Raw genomic sequence first — 18,557 nt, 5'->3', positions numbered from 1 at the left:
CCTTTTTACTTTTTGGTGTTGAAACATGTCATTAGCAGAGCAGCGGATTCCCCGATTTACCAAAACAGCGCGTGTTGGGAGTTCGAATTTCTCCACCCCTGCCATATTTAAGGCTCTAGTCGCAAGACTGGAGCCTTTTTACTTTTTGGTGTTGAAACATGTCATTAGCAGAGCAGCGGATTCCCCGACTTACCAAAACAGCGCGTGTTGGGAGTTCGAATCTCTCCACCCCTGCCATATTTAAGGCTCTAGTCGAAAGACTGGGGCCTTTTTACTTTTGGGGTTGAAACATGTCATTAGCAGAGCCGCGGGTTCCCCGACCTACCAAAACAGCGCGTGTGGGAGTTCTTGCGTTTAGCCCACATAGGCGCCTTTGATTGTTTTTATCATCCCTGTATATCTTTCATCTTGAGTTTTTTAATATATTTGTTTTGAGTGTGGATACTTGGAGTGGTTAGTTTTTAGCAGGCACAAAAAAGGCCACCTAAATTAGGCAGCCTGATTTAATATTTTTAGATGTTAATCTAGTTCTTTCTCAGCTTGTTTCGCCTTCTCTATCATTGGAGTAATGGTTGAGCCTTGAACTAGAATAGAGAATACAACAACGGCATAGGTCATGACGAGTATGATCTCTTTTACATCGATGAGCTTCTCTTCAACTACCCAAATACCAGAAGGGATTGAAAGTGCCATTGCTAGAGCCAAGCCACCACGAAGGCCACCCCAAGTTAGAATGTTAATTGACCATGGGTTATAAGTTCTAAAGCGTTTAAATCCGACATAGGATAAGAAAACACTTAGGTAGCGAGCGCTTAATACGAGGGGGACAGCGAATGCCATTAAGATCCAATCCTCTTGATGGAACTTAAATAGCAACATCGACATACCAATTAATAAGAATAATACGCCGTTTAAGAATTCATCTATCAGCTCCCAGAAATGGTCTAGATGATCCTCACTCTCTTTTGAAAAGCCAATGAACCTCGTCCAGTTTCCAATCATGATTCCAGAGACTACCATTGCTAATGGCCCAGATACGTGTAGAACCTCAGCGAAGGCATAGCCCGCAGTTGGTATGCCGAGCGTTAGCAGTAATTCCATTGAGTGATCATCGGTATTGCTGATTAGGTAGTGGAACAGTAAACCTAAAGCAAAGCCATAGACGATCCCCCCAATAGCTTCTTGGACGAATAGCATAGTTACACTACCAACTGTTGGAGCCTCTGTCCCGAATGCAATGGTAAATAGAGTAACGAATATAACTAAGCCAAAACCATCATTAAATAGAGATTCTCCCTCAATTTGAGTTGAGATCCGTTTTGGAGCATCGAGTTTTTTTACGATAGCTAAGACGGCGATTGGATCGGTTGGAGAGATTAAAGACCCAAAGAGTAAGCAATAAATCAGGTCAAATTGAATACCAATGAACTGACAGAACCCGTAGAGAACAAAGCCGATAAAGAATGTTGAAAACAGCGTTGCACCAAGAGCGAGTACTGTTATTTCCCACTTCTGGTCTTTTAGATTCGGTAATTTAATCCCCAGGCCGCCAGCAAAAAGTAAAAATCCTAGTATTCCTTTGAGTAGGAAGTCTTCAAAGTTGATACTGTCAACGGTTTCTGAGGCGATGTCAGCCAATTGGAACCAATTGTTTTGTCCTGCAATGATAATTAATAGAGATAACATCATCGAGCCAGCAGTGATGGCGATAGTTGTCTGCATTTTACCAATTTTACTATTGACGAAAGCAATCAGCATGGCTGCTGCAGACAAGAAACATAAGGTGTAGTAAACCGACATTGGGATTCCAATATGTAACAAAGTATAAACGTGAATTTTCGTTGTCTCATGCTCAAATAGCAAACACTTTTTGTTATTAGTCGGTAATCAATTTCCTGTTTTAGACGTCTAGACTCCTTTTTAATGTGTGATAGGATGGAGAGATAATTAAAGGAATGAGGTTGTACCGTGGGAAGTAATGTAAGGCAAAAGATTGAAGCTTTGTTGAAGCAACGAATTTTACTGATTGATGGTGGCATGGGTACCATGATTCAGGACTATAAATTGGAAGAACACGACTATCGTGGTGAACGTTTCGCTGAATGGCATAGTGATTTAAAAGGCAACAACGACCTATTGGTACTTACACAGCCCAATCTTATCAAAGATATCCATGAAAAATACCTGGAAGCAGGGGCGGATATCCTTGAGACCAATACCTTTAATGCTACAACCATCGCTATGGCTGACTACGATATGGAAGGTCTTAGTGAAGAGATTAACTTTGCTGCTGCTAAGCTAGCTCGTGAAGCCGCTGATAAATGGACAGCAAAAACCCCAGAAAAACCTCGTTTTGTCGCGGGTGTACTAGGTCCAACCAACCGAACTTGTTCTATCTCCCCAGATGTGAATGACCCCGGTTACCGTAATGTTAGCTTTGATGAACTTGTTGAAGCTTATTCTGAGTCCACTCGTGCTCTTATCAAAGGCGGCTCAGATCTTATTCTTATCGAAACCATCTTCGATACGTTAAACGCTAAAGCTTGTTCTTTTGCTGTTGAATCTGTTTTTGAAGAAGTAGGCATCACGCTTCCTGTGATGATTTCCGGAACCATAACTGATGCATCAGGCCGAACGCTTTCAGGACAAACGACGGAAGCATTCTACAACGCCCTTCGTCACGTTAAGCCTATTTCATTTGGTTTGAACTGTGCATTGGGCCCGGATGAGCTACGAGAATATGTCAGCGAGATGTCTCGTATCTCTGAATGTCATGTTTCTGCTCACCCTAACGCTGGATTACCTAATGCCTTTGGTGAGTATGATCTTTCACCCGAAGAGATGGCAGAGCATGTTAAAGAGTGGGCTGAAAGTGGCTTCTTGAACTTAATTGGTGGCTGTTGTGGTACCACGCCCGAACATATTCGCCAGATGGCTGAGGCTGTAGAGGGGGTAACACCACGTCAGTTGCCTAACCTATCTGTGTCGTGTCGCTTATCCGGTTTGGAACCTCTGACAATCACGAAAGAGTCTTTATTTGTAAACGTGGGTGAACGTACTAATGTTACTGGTTCTGCACGCTTCAAACGCTTGATCAAAGATGAGCTTTACGATGAAGCGTTGAGTGTAGCCCGAGAGCAAGTTGAGAATGGCGCTCAAATTATCGATATCAACATGGATGAAGGGATGCTAGACGCCGAGGCGTGCATGGTTAAATTCCTGAACCTATGTGCCTCTGAACCCGAAATCTCGAAAGTACCTGTCATGGTCGACTCTTCTAAGTGGGAAGTTATTGAAGCTGGCCTGAAATGTATTCAAGGCAAAGGTATTGTTAACTCAATATCTTTGAAAGAAGGCAAAGAGAAGTTTGTCGAGCAAGCTAAATTAGTTCGTCGTTATGGTGCAGCTGTCATTGTGATGGCGTTCGATGAAGTCGGGCAGGCTGATACTCGAGAGCGTAAAGTTGAGATCTGTACCAATGCCTACAATATTCTTGTTGATGAAGTTGGTTTCCCGCCAGAAGATATTATTTTTGACCCGAACATCTTCGCGGTTGCGACTGGTATTGATGAGCATAACAACTACGCGGTTGATTTCATTGAAGCGGTAGGAGACATCAAACGCGATCTCCCGCATGCGATGATCTCTGGTGGTGTGTCGAATGTGTCGTTCTCATTCCGTGGCAACAACTACGTTCGTGAAGCTATCCACGCTGTATTTCTATATCACTGTTTTAAAAACGGTATGGATATGGGCATCGTTAACGCTGGTCAGCTAGAGATTTACGATAACGTTCCAGAAGATCTGCGTGATGCCGTTGAAGATGTAGTATTGAACCGTCGCGATGATTCGACGGAGCGCTTGCTTGATATGGCAACCGAGTACCTAGAGCGAGCGGTGGGTAAAGTCGAAGATAAATCGGCGCTAGAGTGGAGAACATGGCCTGTAAAGAAGCGCTTGGAGCATTCTCTGGTTAAAGGTATTACAGACTTTATTGTCGAGGATACTGAAGAGGCTCGTGTTAATGCTTCGCGTCCTATCGAGGTGATTGAAGGCCCTCTAATGGACGGCATGAACGTTGTTGGTGACCTATTTGGTGAAGGTAAGATGTTCTTACCACAGGTTGTAAAGTCTGCGCGTGTGATGAAACAGGCGGTTGCCCATTTAGAACCTTTCATCAATGCATCTAAAGAAGTGGGCGCAACTAACGGGAAGATTCTGTTAGCGACCGTTAAAGGTGATGTACATGATATTGGTAAAAACATCGTTGGTGTGGTTCTACAATGTAATAACTACGAGATTATCGACCTGGGTGTCATGGTTTCTTGCGAGAAGATTCTTAAGGTAGCCAAAGAAGAGAATGTCGACATCATTGGCCTGTCTGGACTGATTACACCGTCTCTTGATGAAATGGTACATGTTGCTAAAGAGATGGAGAGACAGGGTTTCAAGCTGCCTCTTCTGATTGGTGGCGCAACCACCTCTAAAGCGCACACTGCGGTTAAGATTGAACAGAATTATTCTGAGCCAGTGGTTTATGTAAACAACGCCTCTCGTGCTGTGGGTGTGTGTACCTCACTACTTTCTGATGAATTGAAACCTGCTTTCGTCGAGAAGTTGGATATCGATTATGATCGCGTTCGTGATCAACATAATCGTAAGAAGCCTCGCACTAAGCCTGTCACGCTTGAAAAAGCTCGTGCTAATAAAGTGGCCATTGATTGGGATACTTATACACCACCGGCACCGGCGAAGCCGGGAGTTCACATCTTCAATGATTTTGATGTGGCGACTTTACGTAACTACATCGACTGGACTCCATTCTTTATGACATGGTCATTGGTTGGTAAATACCCTGCAATCCTTGATCATGAAGAGGTGGGCGAAGAAGCAAAACGTTTATTCAAAGATGCCAATGATTTACTGGATCGTGTAGAAAAAGAGAAGTTACTTGAAGCGCGTGGTATGTGTGCGATGTTCCCTGCCAACAGTGTCGGTGATGATATCGAAGTGTACACTGATGAATCTCGTACTGAGGTGTTAAAGGTTCTGCATAATCTTCGTCAACAGACAGAGAAACCAAAAGGCTTTAACTACTGCTTGTCTGATTACATCGCGCCAAAAGACAGCGGCAAAGCGGACTGGATTGGCGGTTTTGCAGTGACCGGCGGTATTGGTGAGCGTGAATTGGCTGATGAATATAAAGCCAATGGCGATGATTACAATGCAATCATGATTCAAGCCGTTGCAGACCGATTGGCTGAGGCGTTCGCTGAGTATCTACACAAAGAGGTGCGAAAGGACATTTGGGGCTACTCGCCAGATGAAGATTTATCGAACGATGATTTGATTCGTGAGAAATACCAAGGTATTCGTCCTGCTCCAGGTTACCCGGCTTGCCCTGAACATACCGAGAAAGGTACGTTGTGGGAGTTAATGGATGTTGAGAAAGCGATTGATATGTCTTTAACGACGAGCTACGCGATGTGGCCCGGCGCTTCGGTATCCGGGATGTACTTCTCACACCCAGATGCTCGATACTTTGCTATTGCACAGATTCAACAGGATCAGGTGGAGAGCTATGCTGAGCGGAAAGGTTGGGATATGTTGGAAGCTGAGAAATGGCTAGGTCCAAACATTAACTAGCTTCTAATCTATGACGAGTTTTGATTCGTAAAGTAAAAGAGAAAGGGTTGCTTATTATAGCAACCCTTTTTGTATTTGTGATTTAGTCATCTATCAGTCGATGATAAACGGACGATCTATTCAAATAACTCTTGATGAAGTTTTTGAATTGCCAGTTTAGACACTGACTCATTCAGCAGGAAGCACAGGTTGTGAGGGCTTGCTCCGTAACAAATCATACGTAGGTTGAAATCTTCAAGAGTACCGAATACCTGCTTTGCATAGCCTTTGCTTTCACTCATGTTATTACCAATAAGAGCAACGAGACAAAGATCGTGCTCAATATCGACAGAACACAGCTCTTCAAGCTCAATACGTGCGGCTTCTGGTAATTCAGGAGCACCACCTGATGTGTCAGTTTGATCTAAAGTCAGTGAAACACTGATCTCTGATGTGGTGATCAGATCAACAGAGATCTTATGTTTAGCAAGGATCTCGAACACTTTCGCAAGGAAACCGTAAGCATGGAACATGTTAGCGCTACGGAGCGTCACCATGGTTTGGTTGCAGCGTAGGGCAAGGGCTCTGAATAGAGGAGAGCTTTCCACCTGCTGACGAATCCATGTACCACCTAATTCTGGCGCTTTTGAAGAACCTACAAAGACAGGAATTTGATGGCGTAGTGCAGGAACCAGAGTCGAAGGGTGTAATATCTTCGCACCAAAGTTTGCCATTTCCGATGCTTCACTGAAGCTGATCTCCGGGATAGGCGAAGCTTTAGGTGCAATACGAGGGTCTGTAGTGTAGATACCCGGAACATCAGTCCAGATCTCTAAACCAATCGCTTGTACTGATTCTGCAATGAGTGCAGCTGAATAATCACTGCCACCGCGACCTAAAGTCGTGGTATTGCCTTCGCTATCAGCACCGATAAAACCTTGAGTAACGACAACTTGTTGTTGGCAAAGTGGAATCAGTTTCTGTTTTGCTAAGTCTGCAATATCTTCTAGTTGTGGTTCGGCTTTACCAAATTCATTATTGGTGCGCATGACTTCTCGAATATCAAAGCGAACCGCTGGTGTGCCACGTTCGCAGATAATCTGAGTAAGGATATGTGTCGACATCAATTCACCACACGCAACAAGGTGATCGGTTAACTTGGCACTCGTTTGGAAAGATGCCGCTTCGGCTGCGTTTGCAACATCATCGAGAATGCAGTGTATATCTTTTTCAATACTGATTGGGTCGGCGAGTTGGTCAAGAATGGCATTATGGATATCAGCTAATTGCGTCATCAATTGTTGGCGACGAGCTTTGTCTTGAACTCCATTTGCGAGTTCTACCAGCAAGTTAGTCACGCCAGAGCATGCACTGCTTACGACCAGTTTTGTATTTGAGTTGTTTTCAATAATGGCAGCACAACGGCTCATTGCTTCAAAGTTGGCAACACTTGTGCCACCAAACTTAGCGACATTAAAAGAACCAGCTACATTAGATGCACTCACGATATATCTCCCACGACTTCCTAAAATAAAATTACGGTTGGGTAATCCAACGTCCGATGTTTTTCGAAGAGAGTTTTAGAGCAAAAAGAGAGGAATTATTAGAATAGTAACCTCAGAAGCTCTTCACCATATAGAAATGGTGACAGTTGACGGGATTCAGCCCGCTCAACCGATAATAAAGGTCCTGCATCCTTTTATTATCTCGGCACTGCTCCCCATAAATGCTTTGTATTGGAAATGCGGTTCCACAAAACATCTGCCTGGGCAGTGCTCCTCTTCTGCTAGATAGCCGTTTCATTGAACGTTTTTGTGGTAACAATGTCAATCCGTAACTTGAGATAATTGAAAAATAATTTTAACAATAATGTGACAGTGGTTTGACCTCAATACTTATGGCTAATTGCTGAGGTAATCAATTTGCTTTAGGGTGGATTGTTCACAACATTAACGTAAGGGATGTACATGTCTAATTTAACACTAACTACTGCTATCGATAGCTTTTATCCACCACACCGAACGTTAATGGGACCAGGTCCTTCTGATATCTCGCCGCAAGTGCTACAGGCTTTGAGCCGTCCGACAATTGGTCATCTAGACCCGTTGTTTATTGCGATGATGGATGAGCTTAAACAACTTCTTAAGTATGCATTCCAAACTGAAAACGAATTTACGATTGCCGTTTCTGCACCGGGCAGTGCAGGTATGGAGACCTGTTTTGTTAACTTGATTGAGCCTGGTGAAAAGGTGATTGTTTGTCGTAATGGTGTCTTCGGTGAGCGTATGCGAGAAAACGTGGTGCGTTGTGGTGGCGAAGCCATTCTTGTTGATGACGAGTGGGGCAAGCCCGTTTCTGTCGACAAGATAGAACAAGCATTGGCGGAAAATCCAGAGGCGGTGGCGGTAGCATTTGTGCATGCAGAGACATCAACCGGAGCGCTATCGGATGCTCAAGCGATTTCTGCGGTTGCTCGACAGTTTGATGCACTCACAATTGTGGACGCGGTGACATCACTAGGTGGTGTGCCATTGCTGGTTGATGAGTGGCAGCTTGATGCGGTTTATTCTGGTAGCCAAAAGTGTCTGTCTTGTGTGCCAGGGCTATCTCCGGTGACTTTCTCTCAGCGTGCCGTTGATAAAATGAAAGCCCGCCAAGCTCCCGTACAAAGTTGGTTCCTAGACCAGAGCTTAGTATTAGGCTATTGGAGTGGCGAAGGGAAGCGTAGCTATCATCATACTGCACCTGTAAACAGTCTTTATGCGCTACATGAGTCTCTTGTACTATTGAAAAATGAAGGCTTAGATAATGCGTGGTCTCGTCACCATGCGATGTATCAAGAGTTGAAAGAGGGTGTCGAAGCATTAGGACTCAAGTTCGTCGTTGATGAAGAGAGCCGCTTGCCGCAACTTAATACACTTTATTTCCCTGAAGGGATTGATGAAGCTAAGGTAAGAACACAGTTGTTGGAAGAATATAATCTTGAGATTGGTGCGGGGCTTGGTTCATTGGCTGGTAAGGCTTGGCGTATTGGTCTGATGGGTTATGGTGCTCGAAAAGAGAACGTCGCCTTATGCTTAAAAGCGCTCAAAGATGTCTTATACCAATCGTAGTAAATAACTGGTCATCCTCGCTTGTTAAAATACTCGATAACATCGTTAGAAATTTTGATTGTAGAATAACTACTTATCGAAAATTTCTGCCTTGTTCTCAAGCCTTTTTCCTACGCTATTTATGACCATCTACTTACTGTGATTGGTATTAAAATAACCTTTCTCTATATGGATTAAAAAAGCGCACGATAGAACGTGCGCTTTTTTTGTGTCGCCTAAACCTCAATCCATGAAATTGGTTTTAGGTACTTTGAAATTATTGAGCAGAAGAGATGTTATTTTTAGCTTCTGAAGTTTTCTTATAATGTACCTTTGAGAAATCTCTATTTGGGAATAAAAACTTTGCTTCGCTACGAATCTGCTCAGCTTTACTTTCCTCCCCAATCCCTTGGTACGCCAGAATTAGGTTGCTATAGAAAGCCGGTCTTGGCTTACTCTGGATGATTTCTAACGACCAATCGATATAAGGCTGAATAAGGCTCGGCTCGGCTTTGTAGAGACCAATGTTTAGATAAGTACTGTATATATCCCAGTCATATCGATCCTTCCAAACCACAGGATTTGTCACTTGTTTGAGGATATCAGGATTTTTAGGCTTAGACAGTTCGAACTTAGTCAGTACATAGTTGGTGTGCAACGCACTCAACATATAAAAGCTTACCAAGATTGGTATCACTAAACTCGACACTCTAAATAGAGTTTTACTGATGAGACTAAACGGCTGTTGATAGTAGTGTCGGGAAGATCGTTGGTCGATCCAGTAAATCAAAATAATGAAAGTGATCCAGTGAATCGCTGAATGATAAAAAGGGTATTCAAGCTGTGAGTGTAACAATATTGGAATGAACAGTGCGAGCAGTGCTAGACGCGTTCCTTTCGCTGCACTCATGATGCGTAACACCACCAATGCCGCGGCCATTAAGAGCCCAAGGATCGGAACAATTCCACCTTCAACGCCCCAATACAAAATTTCATTGTGCGGGTGGTCCATCGAAGGAAGGCCTGGATGGTAATTTGAGTTTAGTTGGTGCTGGCGAGCAGTATACAGCGTATATTCGGATTCGAACTTTCCGTAGCCATAACCTGTAAAGGGCTTTTCTACCATCATGTCCAGTGCTTGTGGGAAGGTATAAGCTCGTGGGCTTTCTAAGTGAGTTCTTTTACTCGCTAAACTATCAGTGGCACTGAGATTAATCACTGAAAAAGCGACAACGATACCGACCAAAACCGATCCACACCAACCGTAAAACCGCTTCTTAGTCGAGAACTTGTAGAGATAAGGCAGAATACATATAAACCCTATTACAGCAGCTAACCAACCAGTACGTGATGCGATGATAATCAATAACGGCACGGTTAAGGTTGGGGTCAAATACAGTAGAATTGACTTGCTAATTTTATGATTATATTTAGCCGGCTGCCTGGCTAACAGATAAGCGGAAAGTACAAAACCAGTCGCTAGGAAGCTGGCCATAACGTTGGGTTGTTGGAAGATCCCGTAAGGCCTATTGGTCGCAGTGTTATAACCAAACAGGTTGCCTGGTTCTAATAAAAAATATTGCACATACCCAAATAAGGCTTGTAGGACGGTGGCTAACACAATGAACCACAGCATGCGCTGCTTATGCTCATTGCTGAATTTGAATTGCTGAAGCACTACGAATAAGGCAAAGCCTGCCCATAATCCAAGTAAACGCCCTGATGCCCCTTGAGGAGCGGCATTGCTGTATAAAATTGGTAGCGTGAGTATGATACAGCTTATCAACAAGCCAATCGTTAATTTGGAATACTTGAGTACTCGGTTTGTAGCGAGTTGGTAAAAACCAATGGCTAGCGTGAAGCTAAGAGCTAACCAAGTTGTTGGGTTAAAGGATAAAGAAAGGCCTGAACCACCAGGGTTAGGCATGAAAAAGTGCATGGCCAACAAGAATACGACAGCTAAAGAAGCAATAAATGCTCTGTTAAGCGGTAGCTGGTTTATCTGATTTTCTAGCTGGGTGCCGCTAGTATGTATTGTTGCCATAGATCCCTAACCTTATAAAAACAGAGCTTGTTCCTTATGAAACAAGCTCTGTTACTTTAACATTTTTATGTCTGTTCGTTGGGGGCTATTTTACACCTAGTTTAAATTTAACATAGGCTTAAGGAAGTGGGCAGTATGCGAACTTTCGACTAACGCCACATCTTCAGGTGTACCTTCTGCAACGATTTCACCACCGCCTTGACCACCTTCAGGACCTAAGTCTAAGATCCAATCTGCGGTTTTGATTACGTCAAGATTGTGCTCAATCACCACAACAGTATTACCGTGATCTCGCAGTCTATGCAGTACCGTTAATAGCTGCTGTATATCGTGGAAATGAAGACCTGTTGTTGGCTCATCGAGAATGTATAAGGTTTTTCCTGTATCGCGTTTAGACAGCTCACGCGCTAATTTAACTCGCTGTGCTTCACCGCCTGATAAGGTGGTTGCTGCTTGACCCAAGCGAATGTAAGAAAGACCCACATCCATTAGCGTTTGCAGTTTACGCGCAATCACAGGCACTGGATTGAAGAACTCGCGAGCATCCTCAACAGTCATCTCTAGAACTTCGTCTATGGTTTTGCCTTTGTAGCGAACCTCTAGAGTTTCACGGTTATAGCGCTTACCTTTACACACATCACAAGGCACATACACATCGGGTAAGAAGTGCATCTCTACCTTGATTACGCCATCGCCCTGACAAGCCTCACAACGACCACCTCGAACGTTAAAACTGAATCGCCCCGGCTTATAACCACGAGAGCGTGATTCCTGAGTGCCTGCGAACAACTCCCGAATTGGAGTGAAGATTCCAGTGTAGGTCGCTGGGTTTGATCTTGGCGTACGACCGATAGGGCTTTGGTCAATATCGATCACCTTATCAAAGTGTTCTAACCCTTTAATTTTCTTATGTGGCGCAGCGACCGCTGTGGTTGCACCATTGAGTAGGGTGTGAGCTATTTTAAAGAAGGTATCGTTGATAAGCGTTGATTTACCCGAACCTGATACACCCGTAATACAACTGAACAAGCCAACAGGAATCGTAGCGGTCACATTCTTTAGATTGTTTCCTGTTGCGCCAACGATCTCTACGACCTTTTTCTTGTCGATAGGTGTTCTCTTTTCTGGCACTGCAATTTCTTTAACGCCGCTTAGATATTGGCCTGTTAAAGAATTCGGGTTGTCTATGATATCTTGCATGGTACCTTCGGCGACCACGTGACCACCATGAACACCGGCACCTGGGCCGATATCGATAACATGGTCGGCACAACGGATAGCATCTTCATCGTGTTCAACGACAAGTACGGTATTACCTAAGTCTCTCAGATGTACTAAGGTTTGAAGGAGGCGTTCGTTGTCGCGCTGGTGGAGGCCGATAGACGGTTCATCGAGTACATACATCACGCCAACTAAGCCCGCACCTATTTGACTTGCTAAGCGAATTCGTTGTGCTTCGCCACCTGATAGCGTTTCAGCACTGCGCGATAGGTTGAGATAATTCAAACCAACGTTAACTAAGAAGTGCAGGCGGTCATTGATTTCTTTCATCACCTTTTCGGCGATCTGTCCACGTTGACCGCTGAGCGACAAGGTTTGGAAAAATTGCAATGCGTCGGCAATACTGAGCTCAACGATCTCTGGCAATGTAGTGTCACCAATAAATACATTTCTAGCTTCTAGCCTCAAGCGAGTTCCACTACAACTAGAGCAAGACTTGGTCGAAATGTATTTCGCTAAGTCTTCACGCACCGCGCTAGACTCGGTGTCATGATAACGACGCTCTAAAGTATTGAGTATACCTTCAAATGGATGACGCTTGACTCGAATATCACCACGATCATTGATGTATTTGAATTCCACTTCGGTGCGGCCTGAGCCTTTAAGAATGATCTCTTGAGTCTTTTTAGGAAGGGAATTAAACGGTGCATAAAGATCAAAACCATAATGTTCTGATAGTGATGTGAGCATCTGAAAATAGTAATAATTCTTTTGATCCCAACCTTTAATTGCGCCTTCTGCAATGCTTAGGTTTTCATCTAAAATCACTCGGCTTGGGTCAAAATATTGTTGAATGCCAAGGCCATCACAAGTGCCACATGCACCGGCAGGGTTGTTAAATGAAAATAGACGCGGCTCAAGCTCTTGCATACTGTAGCCACACTTAGGGCAAGCAAAGTTTGCAGAGAACACGATCTCTTCTTGTTCTTGGTCATCCATCCAACCAACCACGGCAATGCCACCAGAAAGCTCTAGTGTTGTCTCAAATGATTCCGCTAAACGTTGCTGAAGGTCTGGACGAACTTTGAATCTATCTACCACGACTTCAATGGTGTGCTTTTTATGAAGCTCAAGGGTGGGCGGATCGGATAAATCACAAGTTTCACCATCAATTCGAGCACGGATAAAACCTTGAGCTGCTAGGTTTTCCAATGTTTTTACATGCTCACCTTTGCGCTCTTTGACGATAGGTGCCATTAGCATCATCTTTGAACCTTCAGGGAGATCCAACACTTTATCGACCATTTGACTGATGGTTTGCGCTGCTAGAGGTGTGTTGTGGTCAGGACAACGTGGTTCACCAACTCGTGCATAAAGTAATCTGAGGTAGTCATACACTTCAGTGATGGTGCCGACAGTGGAACGAGGATTGTGAGAGGTCGATTTTTGCTCTATTGAGATGGCTGGAGATAACCCTTCGATGTGATCGACATCGGGCTTTTCCATAAGAGAAAGAAACTGACGAGCGTAAGCTGACAGGGATTCAACATAACGACGTTGTCCTTCTGCATAAAGGGTGTCAAACGCAAGTGACGATTTTCCCGACCCTGATAGTCCTGTGATAACAATGAGTTTGTCACGAGGAATGGTTAAGTTGACGTCTTTTAGGTTATGCGTACGAGCGCCCCTAATTTCTATTTTATCCATCTCAATAGACCGTGTAATTTTCAGTGGCTAAAGTATTACATAGAGTGAGATTCGTGCAAAGTTTTACTGGATAAAAAAACAGTAAACAAAAAGGGTGACTCAATGAGTCACCCTTTTATAATTCGAAACGCTATGTATTACACCAGTAGTTATACTTCTTTCTTCGTTGAGTGTTTACCTAACTCGATTTGCTTTTGGTCTTTCTTGTATAGGTTTTCAAAGCAGTAGTTGGTTGCTTCTATGTAACCTTCAACACTGCCGCAGTCAAAACGTTGACCTTTAAATTTGTAAGCCAATACACAACCTGCTTTTGCTTGTTTTAGCAATGCGTCGGTAATTTGAATCTCGCCGCCTTTACCAGGTTCTGTCTGTTCGATTAACTCAAAGATATCTGGAGTGAGAATATAGCGACCAATGATCGCTAGGTTACTTGGCGCCGTTCCTTTTTCTGGCTTTTCTACCATGTCATCGACACGGAATAGATCGTCTTTAATCATTTCACCAGAAATCACACCGTATTTGTGTGTCTCTTCTTCTGGAACTTCTTGTACTGCAACAATTGAGCAGCGGAATTGCTTGTATAAAGCAACCATTTGAGCCAACACGCCTTGTTGCTCATTGACACAAAGGTCATCGGCAAGCACAACTGCAAATGGTTCATCACCAACGAGTTCTCGACCGGTCAATATAGCGTGACCGAGGCCTCTCATTTCACGTTGGCGAATATACGTGAAGTTTGCAGCTTCGATTGTCTCACGAATATTGATCAGCAGGTCTTCTTTATTGGTACCACTAATTTGGTGTTCAAGCTCGTAGTTCTTGTCAAAGTGATCCATCAATGAATGCTTACCACGGCCGGTAACAATACACATTCCATCCATACCCGCTTCGATCGCTTCTTCAACACCGTATTCAATCAGAGGTTTGTTTACTACAGGCATCATCTCTTTCGGCATTGACTTAGTTGCAGGTAAAAAACGTGTACCGTAGCCAGCTGCCGGGAAAAGGCATTTTTTGATCATGGTAAGACCCTTTATCTATAATAATAATTATTATTAACTCAACTTGAGTAGTTGGTATTTATGAGGGCAACTCTAGCATAAGTTATGCATGCAATTCAGCAACAAAACGTATGGTTTACTAGAATTTACCTCAAAACTATCATCAGCTTAATCGCCCGCCTCATTATGCAAGTAAGTTCTGATTTGCCCAAGCAATGGCTTGGACTCTATTTTTAACCGCTAACTTGCGAAATATCTGATAGAGATGAGATTTGACGGTGAACTCGCTAATAAATAAATCATCGGCTATCTGAGTGTTTGATGAACCTGATTGAAGACAGCGAATAACTTGGATCTCTCGGATGGTTAAATCGACATTAGTGGGTGTTGTGTTGGTGTTGACCATGTTGCGGTAATAAAACAGCAGTTGGTTCGTTACCTTTCTCGGTAACCAGTTATCACCATCAATGACCTCTCGAAGACCTTTTGCTATTTTGATTTTTTTCTCGGAATCATAAAATAACCCTTTTAGTACGCCATAGTTAAGGAGCTCCGAGGTAGGAAGCGGCTGCGGAACATTAAATAAAAGGATCTCATTATTTTTCCATATAACGTACAAGTTAGGGAATATGGCAAGTAATTGTGGAACCGCTTTGTAATCGACGAGTAGAATACGGTTGCTCTGTTTCCTATCTACCAGCATCAAATCGTCCGTTGTCATTTTGTAGAGAGGAATAGACAAATGCTTTTCTATCGCTTTTATGTGTAGGTGAGTGTCGCTGGGATCGATGCACAGAAAGTGTAAAGTGCGAGCATATCGAGATTTTCTCATTGAAATACCTTGTATTAATGGAATGAGATTTAACGTTGTCATGCACGCATAGGCTTCTCTAGCGACATCGTTGTGTCTTGCGTTGAATATCAATTCTAAAAGTAAATGAGTGGTTTGTAAGTGGAGAAAAAAGCAACATCGCTCTGAATATCATGATTTGTTACGTTTTTATTCTTTGTTGTCGCGTGAGAATAGGAATGCGATTTATCACTGCAGAAAAGCATGCTATTCTTGTGCGCTAAAAATTTCTGATACTATGAATTTAGACGGAGCAAATCATGGCTAGCCGTGGAGTTAACAAAGTTATATTAGTGGGTAACCTAGGTAATGACCCTGAAATTCGTTACATGCCAAGTGGCAGTGCTGTAGCGAACATTACCATTGCAACGTCAGAGTCATGGCGTGACAAAGCAACTGGCGAACAGCGTGAAAAAACAGAATGGCACCGTGTTGCTCTGTTTGGAAAGCTGGCGGAAGTTGCTGGTGAATACCTGCGCAAAGGGTCTCAAGTTTACATTGAAGGTCAACTTCAGACTCGTAAATGGCAAGATCAAAGCGGTCAAGATCGCTACACGACTGAAGTGGTTGTTCAAGGGTTCAACGGTGTCATGCAAATGCTTGGTGGCCGTGCTCAAGGCGGTGCTCCTGCTCAAGGTGGTATGGGTAACCAACAGCAAGGTGGTTGGGGTCAACCACAGCAGCCACAACAACAGCAGCAATCACAACAACAGTACAGTGCTCCTGCTCAACAGCAGCCTAAAGCACCCCAACAAGCTCCTCAGCAGGCTCAACCTCAATATAATGAGCCGCCAATGGATTTTGATGATGACATCCCATTTTAGTCAACGTTTTTAATATATTATAAAGACAGTACTGAATTGGAAAAAGCCGCGTTTATCGCGGTTTTTTATTACCTGCTTTTTATTAACTATAATTATCAATGCTTTATTTAGAACTTCAATTTATAGTATAAGTAGCAATACGGTATAATATGAGTTGAAAAGGATTTCGTTATTCATGAGATATACCCCCACACTAAAATTGAGCACCCGACTGGTCGCATTTGTCACAGTGATAGTAATCAGTGCGATGTTCATTCTTTTTATAGGTGGCACCCTTTCGTTTAAGCGTCTTGGGCAGGACTATCTAGACCATTATTTGGTGGGTATTGTCGACGTTGTCGATCGAGAGATGGAAGAACCAGACGCCGCGTATTCGATGCAACGTTGGATGCCTAAGATGTTGCAAGCCAGTAATATTGTTGAGATGAAACTCTCGAATAAGAGCGGCATCGTCTATCGTTTCAAAGATACCTCCCCACAAATTGATCCTAATCGCCTGTATGAGAAAACCTTTGTTTTAGAAAGGAATGAAGGCTATCGAATCGAATTTAAATCCCTGCCTCCTTACATCGGTTATAGCTACTCAATGGAGGCGATGTGGTCGATTACTTTAGCGGTTGTTTTGATTATTTTCTGCTTGGCTCGTGGTGTTCGATGGTTGAAAGAGCAGTTAATGGGTTCTGAAATGTTGGAAGAGCGAGGAAGAATGATCCTCGCAGGGCAGGTTGAAGCTCATGCAAAAGGAGATGAACGTGAATGGCCTTATACGGCAAGTGAAGCTTTAGATGTATTGATAGAAGAGTTGCAAGATGCTCGTCAAGAAAGAAGCCGTTTTGATACCTTTATTCGTACGCATACCTTTTTAGATAAACTCACAGGAACGGCAAACCGAGTCTTATTTGACAATAAGCTGGAATCAGCACTGCATGAAAGCGGTGCTCGAGGAGGGGTTTTATTGATTCGTATCGACGAATGGGAACAGGTATGTGATGTTAATGACAAGCAAGTGACTGACGGCTTTATTATTGAGGTTGGCCAGGTACTGTCTAATATTGTTCAACGCTATCCTGATGTCATTTTTTCTCGCTATTATGAAGCGGACTTCGCTGTGTTTATCCCTCATCAAGGAACAAAAGACATCGCTACACTGGCAGCTCAATGTTTGAGGCAGTTAAGCAAGCTAACTCCCCCCGAGCCTCTTGAGCCTGATAATTGGTGTCATATTGGTGTAACCATGTACGTAGAAGGTGAGCGACATAGTCAGGTTATGGATGAAACGGAAACAGCACTAAAAAGTGCCCAGTTGGAGCGTATTAACAACTGGAGTCGCTACCCTAAGTTAAATAAAAATGAACTTGATAGAGGCAGTGTTCGTTGGAGAACATTACTTGATAAAGCTTTGCTTCCTGAAAATTTAGTAATCTTTGTTCAGCGATGTTATCTTATGTCAGAACGTGGTCAAGCTAATGAATTGCATAGAGAAATATTTACTAGAATTCAGGACCCAGATAAAGGCTTATTGAAATCCTCTCGATTTATGCCTGCGGTTGAGCAAGTGGGTTATCAAGCTCTAATGGATCAATCGGTTCTGAAGGTTGTGTTGACCTCGTTGAAAGAATCGACCCAACCTATCAATTATTCGGTTAACTTGAGTGTCCCTCCCTTTGCTAACAAACAGTATTTTAAGTGGTTCAGGAGCGAACTATTACAGCTTTCCACTCAGCATCGGGCTCAGCTTGCTTTTGAGTTTTCAGAAGGGCATCTCATTGCTCATCTTGATTATATGAGACCAGTAGCAAAGATGTTGAGGGGGTTAGGGTGTAAAGTTATTGCTGGTCAAGCTGGGCGAACCATCGTTAGCACTCACTACATCAAAGATTTAAAGGTTAATTATATTAAGCTTCATCGAAGTTTGATTAAGAAAATAGATCAACGGCATGAGAATCAATTGTTTGTCCGCAGTTTAATTGGGGCATGTGGTGACTCACCAACTCAAGTGATTGCGGTGGGAGTCGAAACAAAACAAGAAAAGAATACCTTGATAGAGTTAGGCATAAACGGCTATCAAGGGCGATATTTCGACGAAGAACAACAAATTATCCCTTTACCTGATCAAAAAGCAAAGGCAGTGAAAACTGAATCTGTTGTGAAAGTTGGTCGAAGAAACCGATGGCGCAAGAGTAATAGCTAAGC

General features: G+C 43.3%; 10 protein-coding genes and 1 riboswitch. Of the genes, 4 read left to right on the top strand and 6 right to left on the bottom strand.

Translation table 11 applies throughout. The features are described from left to right. Positions 1-519: 519 nt before the first annotated feature. Positions 520-1,800 (bottom strand): sodium:proton antiporter, encoded by a 1,281-nt coding sequence (locus ACED48_RS05540; protein ID WP_017055921.1) that lies wholly within the window; start codon positions 1,798-1,800, stop codon positions 520-522. Positions 1,801-1,968: 168 nt separating this feature from the next. On the opposite strand from ACED48_RS05540, the gene metH reads away from it, so the two are divergent. Next, positions 1,969-5,646, top strand: coding sequence for a methionine synthase (gene metH, locus ACED48_RS05535; protein WP_017055922.1), 3,678 nt, complete (start codon positions 1,969-1,971; stop codon positions 5,644-5,646). 116 nt (positions 5,647-5,762) lie between these two features. Here the strand turns inward: metH and lysC are convergent, their stop codons facing one another. Beyond that, positions 5,763-7,130, bottom strand: coding sequence for a lysine-sensitive aspartokinase 3 (lysC, locus tag ACED48_RS05530; protein ID WP_017055923.1), 1,368 nt, complete (start codon positions 7,128-7,130; stop codon positions 5,763-5,765). 108 nt (positions 7,131-7,238) lie between these two features. Then, positions 7,239-7,416: riboswitch (Lysine riboswitch) on the bottom strand. A 176-nt stretch (positions 7,417-7,592) separates the two neighbouring features. Between lysC and ACED48_RS05525 the strand changes: the two genes are divergently transcribed. Further along, complete coding sequence (locus ACED48_RS05525) at positions 7,593-8,738, top strand: alanine--glyoxylate aminotransferase family protein (RefSeq protein ID WP_017055924.1); 1,146 nt, start codon at positions 7,593-7,595, stop codon at positions 8,736-8,738. Between the two features lie 256 nt (positions 8,739-8,994). Here ACED48_RS05525 and ACED48_RS05520 read toward each other — a convergent pair whose 3' ends face one another. The 4 genes from ACED48_RS05520 to ACED48_RS05505 form a co-directional block, all read right to left on the bottom strand. Next, a complete protein-coding gene (locus ACED48_RS05520) occupies positions 8,995-10,761 on the bottom strand; it encodes a PglL family O-oligosaccharyltransferase (protein ID WP_017055925.1) in 1,767 nt (588 codons plus the stop codon). A gap of 96 nt (positions 10,762-10,857) precedes the next feature. Further along, positions 10,858-13,689 carry an excinuclease ABC subunit UvrA gene (gene uvrA, locus ACED48_RS05515; protein WP_017055926.1) on the bottom strand — a complete coding sequence of 944 codons (2,832 nt, stop codon included), beginning with the start codon at positions 13,687-13,689 and terminating at the stop codon, positions 10,858-10,860. Between the two features lie 149 nt (positions 13,690-13,838). Next, the gene (gene galU, locus ACED48_RS05510) at positions 13,839-14,711 is read right to left on the bottom strand and encodes a UTP--glucose-1-phosphate uridylyltransferase GalU (RefSeq protein WP_017055927.1); all 873 of its coding nucleotides are present in this window, start codon (positions 14,709-14,711) and stop codon (positions 13,839-13,841) included. Between the two features lie 163 nt (positions 14,712-14,874). Beyond that, positions 14,875-15,522, bottom strand: coding sequence for a LuxR C-terminal-related transcriptional regulator (locus tag ACED48_RS05505; RefSeq protein WP_017055928.1), 648 nt, complete (start codon positions 15,520-15,522; stop codon positions 14,875-14,877). A gap of 278 nt (positions 15,523-15,800) precedes the next feature. On the opposite strand from ACED48_RS05505, the gene ACED48_RS05500 reads away from it, so the two are divergent. Further along, entirely contained in the window at positions 15,801-16,364 is a 564-nt protein-coding gene (locus ACED48_RS05500; protein WP_017055929.1) for a single-stranded DNA-binding protein, read from the top strand. A gap of 175 nt (positions 16,365-16,539) precedes the next feature. After that, positions 16,540-18,555: an RNase E specificity factor CsrD gene (gene csrD / locus ACED48_RS05495; RefSeq protein ID WP_029626924.1), complete on the top strand. Its 2,016-nt coding sequence runs from the start codon at positions 16,540-16,542 to the stop codon at positions 18,553-18,555. Positions 18,556-18,557: the final 2 nt, after the last annotated feature.

The organism is Vibrio sp. 5S239 (assembly GCF_041439575.1).
GTDB classification, from domain to species: Bacteria; Pseudomonadota; Gammaproteobacteria; order Enterobacterales; family Vibrionaceae; genus Vibrio; species Vibrio kanaloae.
Note: the sequence above shows the minus strand (reverse complement) of the source record. Positions and strands in the feature narration are given on the sequence as shown.